Annotated in this window: 5 protein-coding genes; 3 read left to right on the forward strand and 2 right to left on the reverse strand. The window is 73.9% G+C overall.

Annotation, left to right across the window (positions count from 1 at the left end; all coding sequences use genetic code 11):
• Positions 1 to 402 precede the first annotated feature (402 nt).
• Positions 403 to 1602: a diguanylate cyclase gene (locus ACTIDRAF_RS0224005; RefSeq protein WP_016701228.1), complete on the reverse strand. Its 1200-nt coding sequence runs from the start codon at positions 1600 to 1602 to the stop codon at positions 403 to 405.
• A 376-nt stretch (positions 1603 to 1978) separates the two neighbouring features.
• Between ACTIDRAF_RS0224005 and macS the strand changes: the two genes are divergently transcribed.
• The 3 genes from macS (at position 1979) to ACTIDRAF_RS30945 (ending at position 4602) form a co-directional block, all read left to right on the forward strand.
• Complete coding sequence (gene macS, locus ACTIDRAF_RS0224010) at positions 1979 to 3139, forward strand: MacS family sensor histidine kinase (RefSeq protein WP_211215417.1); 1161 nt, start codon at positions 1979 to 1981, stop codon at positions 3137 to 3139.
• Entirely contained in the window at positions 3136 to 3798 is a 663-nt protein-coding gene (locus ACTIDRAF_RS0224015) for a response regulator (RefSeq protein ID WP_016701230.1), read from the forward strand. Before macS ends, ACTIDRAF_RS0224015 begins: the two co-directional genes overlap by 4 nt.
• Positions 3799 to 4014: 216 nt before the next feature.
• Positions 4015 to 4602 carry a DUF1707 SHOCT-like domain-containing protein gene (locus ACTIDRAF_RS30945; protein WP_016701231.1) on the forward strand — a complete coding sequence of 196 codons (588 nt, stop codon included), beginning with the start codon at positions 4015 to 4017 and terminating at the stop codon, positions 4600 to 4602.
• Positions 4603 to 4736: 134 nt separating this feature from the next.
• On the opposite strand, the gene ACTIDRAF_RS30950 is transcribed toward ACTIDRAF_RS30945, so the two are convergent.
• Positions 4737 to 5505: sugar ABC transporter substrate-binding protein (locus ACTIDRAF_RS30950; protein ID WP_157163248.1), on the reverse strand; the 769-nt coding region annotated here is incomplete at its 5' end.

Genomic DNA, 5505 nt, shown 5'->3' on the forward strand with positions numbered 1-5505 from the left:
GGCTCCTCCGGTGGTTCGGACGGCTCGGCCGGGTCAGCCGGGTCGGGCGGGTCGGGCGGGAACCCCGACTGACCCGGCTCCCGGCGATCCGGGGACCGCGCACGGGATGCGTACCCGCCCAGCCCGCAGCGGTCGCCACGGACGGCCGACCAACCCTCCACGGGGGAGGGGCACGTCGTGGACGATGTCGGCACCGGCCACTCCTGCCGGCCGACCGGACCCGTCGGACGGTGCTACCGGTGCCCCTCCGGTCCCCGTGTGCGCGAGGTCCGGCGCGAGTTCGGCCCGACCGCGTCGCGCCCGTCGGGCGGCACGGCTTCCCGCGAGACCGCCTCGGCCGGGCCGGGGCACCGAGGTCCGAGCCGGGCGTGGGGTGGCCGCTCGGCTCGGCGGCGGACCGGCTCAGGCCATCGTGACCAGGTTGCGGCCCGCGCCCTTGGCCGAGAGGAGTGCCGCGTCGGCGGCCGTCAGCAGGCTGGAGAGGTCGTAGCCGAAACGTTCCGAGGTGGCGACACCGATGCTGATGGTGATGCCGTCCAGGTCCCGCCACTCGCCGTCGGCGCAGGGCACCGGGACCCGCAGTTCCGCCACCGCGACCCGCAGCGCCTCCGCCACCGCCCTGGCCTCCTGGGAGCCGGCGTCCTGGAGCAGCACCACGAACTCCTCACCGCCGAAACGACCGACCACGTCACCACGGCGGACGCTGCCGCGCAGGAGCAGCGCGACGGCGGCGAGCGCCGCGTCACCGGCGAGGTGGCCCACCTGGTCGTTGACGCGCTTGAAGTGGTCGATGTCGAGCAGGAGGAGCGCGACCGGCGTCCGCCTCGGTCGGGCGCGGGCCAGCTCGTCCCTGGCCACCCGGTCCCAGTGCACGGCGTTGGCCAGTCCGGTCTTGGCGTCGTGCTGGGCGGAACGGCGCCAGTGCGGAAGCCGGCCGACCTGGTCCAGCAGGGCCATCGGTGGACCGACCAGCAGGGCGTAGGCGGCGCCGTGGGAGATGGCGACGAGCCCCATCAGGCCGCCCAGGCACACCGCGACCACCCCGAGCACGATGTCGATCGGGTCACCGGCGACCGGGACCACTCCGGCGGCGGGGTCGCGCAGCCAGAAACCCACGCCCACCAGGAGAGCCCGGGTGAGGACGAGAACGACACCCGCCAGGACGATGTCGTTGGGGCTGACCGTCACGTCGTGCCATCCGACGAAGGCACGGGCGAGGAAGGTGGCCACCACGGTGGCCGCCGTCGTGAAGGCCCAGCGGTGCGGCGCGGGGCGCACCCCGAGGACGCCGTGCAGGGCCGGGCCGAGCAGGAGGAGGACGACGAGGTTCAGCGGCAGCGTGAGCAGCCCGGCGAGGAGGTAGCAGCAGTGGATGGCCCACGGGCTGCGCTCCCGCTCACCCCTGATCCGGCCGACCAGCCGTGTGCAGACGATGACCAGGGCGGCGGTCAACGCGATGGCGCCGAAGCGGTGCAACTCCCCCGGTTCGGGCCGTCCGGACGCGGCGACGGCGAGGACGCAGACGGCCAGCGCCACCGCCCAGACCACCAGCCAGTAGGCGAGCGCGCTCCACCGCAGGGACCACAGCTCCCAGTGACGCAAGCAGTCCTCCCGCGTGCTGAGGGTCGCGGGCGTCGCACGGCACGGCCCTCGTCGTCGGCGACCGACTGGGCGCCCAGCCGGCGCTGGTGCCCGACGATGTCCGTCGCGGTGGCTGACGCCTCCGTCCCCTGCGGTCCGACACCGCTCGGTTGGAAAAACAGCCTGGCACAGTCGCGCTGCGGGCAGAAGGCCATCCGCCCCCCGTCGCACGGTCGTCGCATCGCGGTCGCGCACCGTGACCGGTTCGTGACCATTGGGCGATGGCGGCCGCGCGGCCCGTCCCTTCGTCCGGTCGGGGGCGTGGGGACTGCTCCGGGAGGAGGGATCGTGCCACCGCCCCGGATCCCGGGCCGCTTCACTCGGATAGGTTGCGACCGTGACTGTTTCCACTGGTGAACGCCACTCGCGGCTGCTCGGGCCACTGTGGATCGCCGCCGTGATCCTCCGTGTCGTCACCCTGGCCTACGCGATCGTCGCCTTCGCCGTGCACCGAGGGGGGTACGCGAACCAGGCCCTGGGGGCGGCGGTCCTGGTCGTGATGGTGGTGTGGACCGGCGTCATCGGTTACGCGTACGTCCGGGGCCCCCGGTGGCGGGCCACGGCCGCCTACGTGGACCTGGCGCTGACGAACGTCCTCGTGCTGTTGTCCCTGTTCGTGCTGAGCAGGGACCAGCTCGACGTGCCCACCCCGTCGGTGACCACGGTCTGGGCCTCCGGCGCCGTCGTCGCGGTCGCGGTCCAGGGCGGCCCGTGGCGCGGGGTGCTGGCGGGGACGCTGACGGCACTGGTCAGCTACCTGATCCGGGGCTACGTGGACACCGACATCGCCAGGGACACGGTCATGCTCGTCGGGGTGGGTTTCGTGTTGGGCAACGCGGCCAGCACCGCACGCGCCTCGGACGAACGGCTCCGCCGCGCGCTGCGGACCGAGGCCGCCACCGCGGAGCGTGAGCGGTTGGCCCGGATGGTGCACGACAGCGTGCTCCAGGTGCTCGCCCGGGTCCGCCGTCGTGGCGCCGACCTCGGCGGGGAGGCCGCCGAGCTCGCGCGGCTGGCGGGGGAGCAGGAGATCGCGCTGCGCGCCCTGGTGACGACGGCTCCTCCCGAGTCCTCCGTGGACGGGGAGACCGACCTGGGCAGGGAGCTGCGGCTGTTGAACACCTCCAGGGTCGCGGTCTCGGTGCCGGCCACGCCCGTGGTGCTGCCCTCGGCGGACACCTCCGAGTTGGTGGCGGTGGTCAGGGAGGCACTGGCGAACGTCGAACGCCACGCGGGGCCCACCGCGCGTGCCTGGGTGTTGTTGGAGGACCTCGGCGACGAGGTGGTGCTCAGCGTGCGTGACGACGGGCCGGGCATTCCGCCTGGTCGGCTCGGGGCGGCCGCCGCGGAGGGCCGGATGGGTGTTTCACATTCCATGCGCCGTCGCGTGGAGCTGCTGGGTGGCAGCCTGGCGCTGGAGACGGCTGAGGGGGAGGGGACCGAATGGGAGATGCGGGTGCCGAGACGACAACCGGCGGGGAAGGAGAGGAGCAGGTGACCGACCCACCGATTTCGGTGATGGTGGTCGACGACCACCCCATCTGGCGCGGCGGTGTGGCACGGGACCTCACCGAGCGGGGGTTCGACGTCCTGGCGACCGCGTCGGACGCGGACGCCGCCGCCCGGATCGCCCGCACGGTCCGACCGGCGGTCGTGCTGATGGACCTGAACCTGGGTTCCTCCTCGGGGGTGGACGCCACGAGGGAGATCACGACGGCGCTGCCCGAGACCCGGGTGCTGGTGCTCTCGGCCAGCGGAGAACACAGCGACGTGCTGGAGGCGGTGAAGGCAGGGGCGTCCGGCTACCTGGTGAAGTCGGCCTCCGTGGAGGAACTGGTCGCGGCGGTGCGGCAGACGGCGGCGGGGGACGCCGTCTTCACCGCCGGCCTGGCCGGGCTCGTCCTGGGGGAGTACCGGCGGATGGCCGCGTCGGGGGACAGCGGCCAGGAGGCGCCGCAGCTCACCGAACGGGAGACCGAGGTGCTGCGGTTGGTCGCGAAGGGGCTGACGGCGAGGCAGATCGCGCGGCGGCTGGTGATCTCGCACCGGACCGTGGAGAACCACGTGCAGTCGACGCTGCGGAAGCTCCAACTGCACAACCGCGTCGAACTCACCAGGTACGCGATCGAACACGGTCTGGACCGCGACCCCGACTAGACGGGAGCTCGGCCCCGGTGCGCCTACCGGTGACGAGCGAGTTGGCCGGAGGAGGAAGCTCCGGGGGCGGCGTCCCCGGGGCTGGTGGATCCCCCGCGCCCGTGCCGGCCACCGGCGGCCGGCGGCGACGTTCGGACGGCGCGGCGGGCGGGCCACCGGCGGTGATTCCGCCGGAAGAACCGCAGGCGGCCCCCGAGGTGTCCTACCCTGGTAGGGGTGACGGCAACGAATCCAGTCGCACCGAGGTACCTCCGGGTCTCCGACGCGGAACGGCAACATGTCGTCGGTCTGTTGCAGAAGGCGATCGGCCTGGGCCTGATCGACCTCGACGAGTTCACCACCCGAACGGACTCCGCGCTGACGGCGCGCACGCGGGGCGACCTCAACTCCCTCCTGGTCGACCTCCCCGGCCTTTCCCTGCGGGCCGGCGCGGAGGAACCGGAGACGATGACGCTCTCCAGCCACGGTTCGAACCTGGTCCGGGAAGGCCACTGGCGGGTACCGACGACCCTGCGGGTGGAGAGCCGCGGCGGCACGGTCCGCCTCGACTTCACGCAGGCCGAGTTCGCGGGGGAGACGGCCCTGATCACCGTGGCGCTGCGGCACAGCCACCTGGTCCTCGTCGTCCCGGAGGGCATCGCCGTGCAGGACGAGGTGACCTCGAGGCACAGCGTCGTGCGGCTGCGCGACCTCGCGCCGGCCTCGGCCTTCGGACGCCGGATCGTGCTGCGGGGTGAACTGGTCCACAGCGCGCTGCGGGCCGGACGTCCGGGCCGCAGGTGGTCGCTGCTCGGCCGCCGCTGAGGACGCCCCGGCCCGGGGGCGGTGCGACCGCCCGCCCCTCGTCGTCCGGCCCCCTGGCCCGACCGCCGGGGTGGTCGCGACCAGGCGAGGACGCCCGGCCGGTGGTCGCAGCCAGCGCCCGCTCGCACCGGCGCTCAGCCGGCCGCGGCGTTCTCCCGGTCCACCAGCACGTGGTCCACCAGTACCCGGTCCACCGGTTCGTCCTCGGTGAGGACGCGGACGGTGTGCCGGACCCCCTCGCGTCCCAGTTCCCCGGGCTGTTCGGCGATGGTCGCGGTCAGCGCCCCCTCGGCGACGGCGGTCCGCGCGTCGTCACCGCCGCCGAAACCGAGGACGAGCACGTCCCGACCGGCGCGGTCCCCGAGCGCGTCGAGGGCGCCGAGCGCCATCTCGTCGGTCTCGGCGAAGATCGCGACCAGGTAGGGGTGCGCGTCGAGCAGTTCGGTGGTGCGCTCGGCGGCCCGGCCCCGGTCGTACTCGGCGGCGCGTTCGGCGATCAGGAGGACCTCGTCGTGGTCGGCCAGGGTTTCCTCGAAGCCCGTGAAGACCTGCTGGCTGGCCGTCGTGTCCGGTACACCGCGGAGCACGGCGACCTCGCCGACCACCCCGCTCTCCAGGACTCCGCGCGCCGCGATCCGGCCCGCCTGTTCGACGTCGGGCAGCACGGCGGCGGTGGTCCCCTCCACCGGTCGGTTGAGGGTGATCACCGGGATGTCCTCGTCAGCGGCCTGGTCGAGCACCGGGGCCAGTGCCGAGGGGTCCAGCGGGTCGAGCAGGACCGCGTCCACGCCCTCGGCCAGCAGCTCGGCGAACCGTTCGGCCTGGCGCCCGGGGTCGGGCTCGGAACCGACGTCGGCGGTCACCACCTCGATGCCGGTGTCCTCCGCCCCGGACCGCACCCCC

This window comes from Actinoalloteichus spitiensis RMV-1378, from assembly GCF_000239155.1.
Taxonomy (GTDB): Bacteria; Actinomycetota; Actinomycetes; order Mycobacteriales; family Pseudonocardiaceae; genus Actinoalloteichus_B; species Actinoalloteichus_B spitiensis.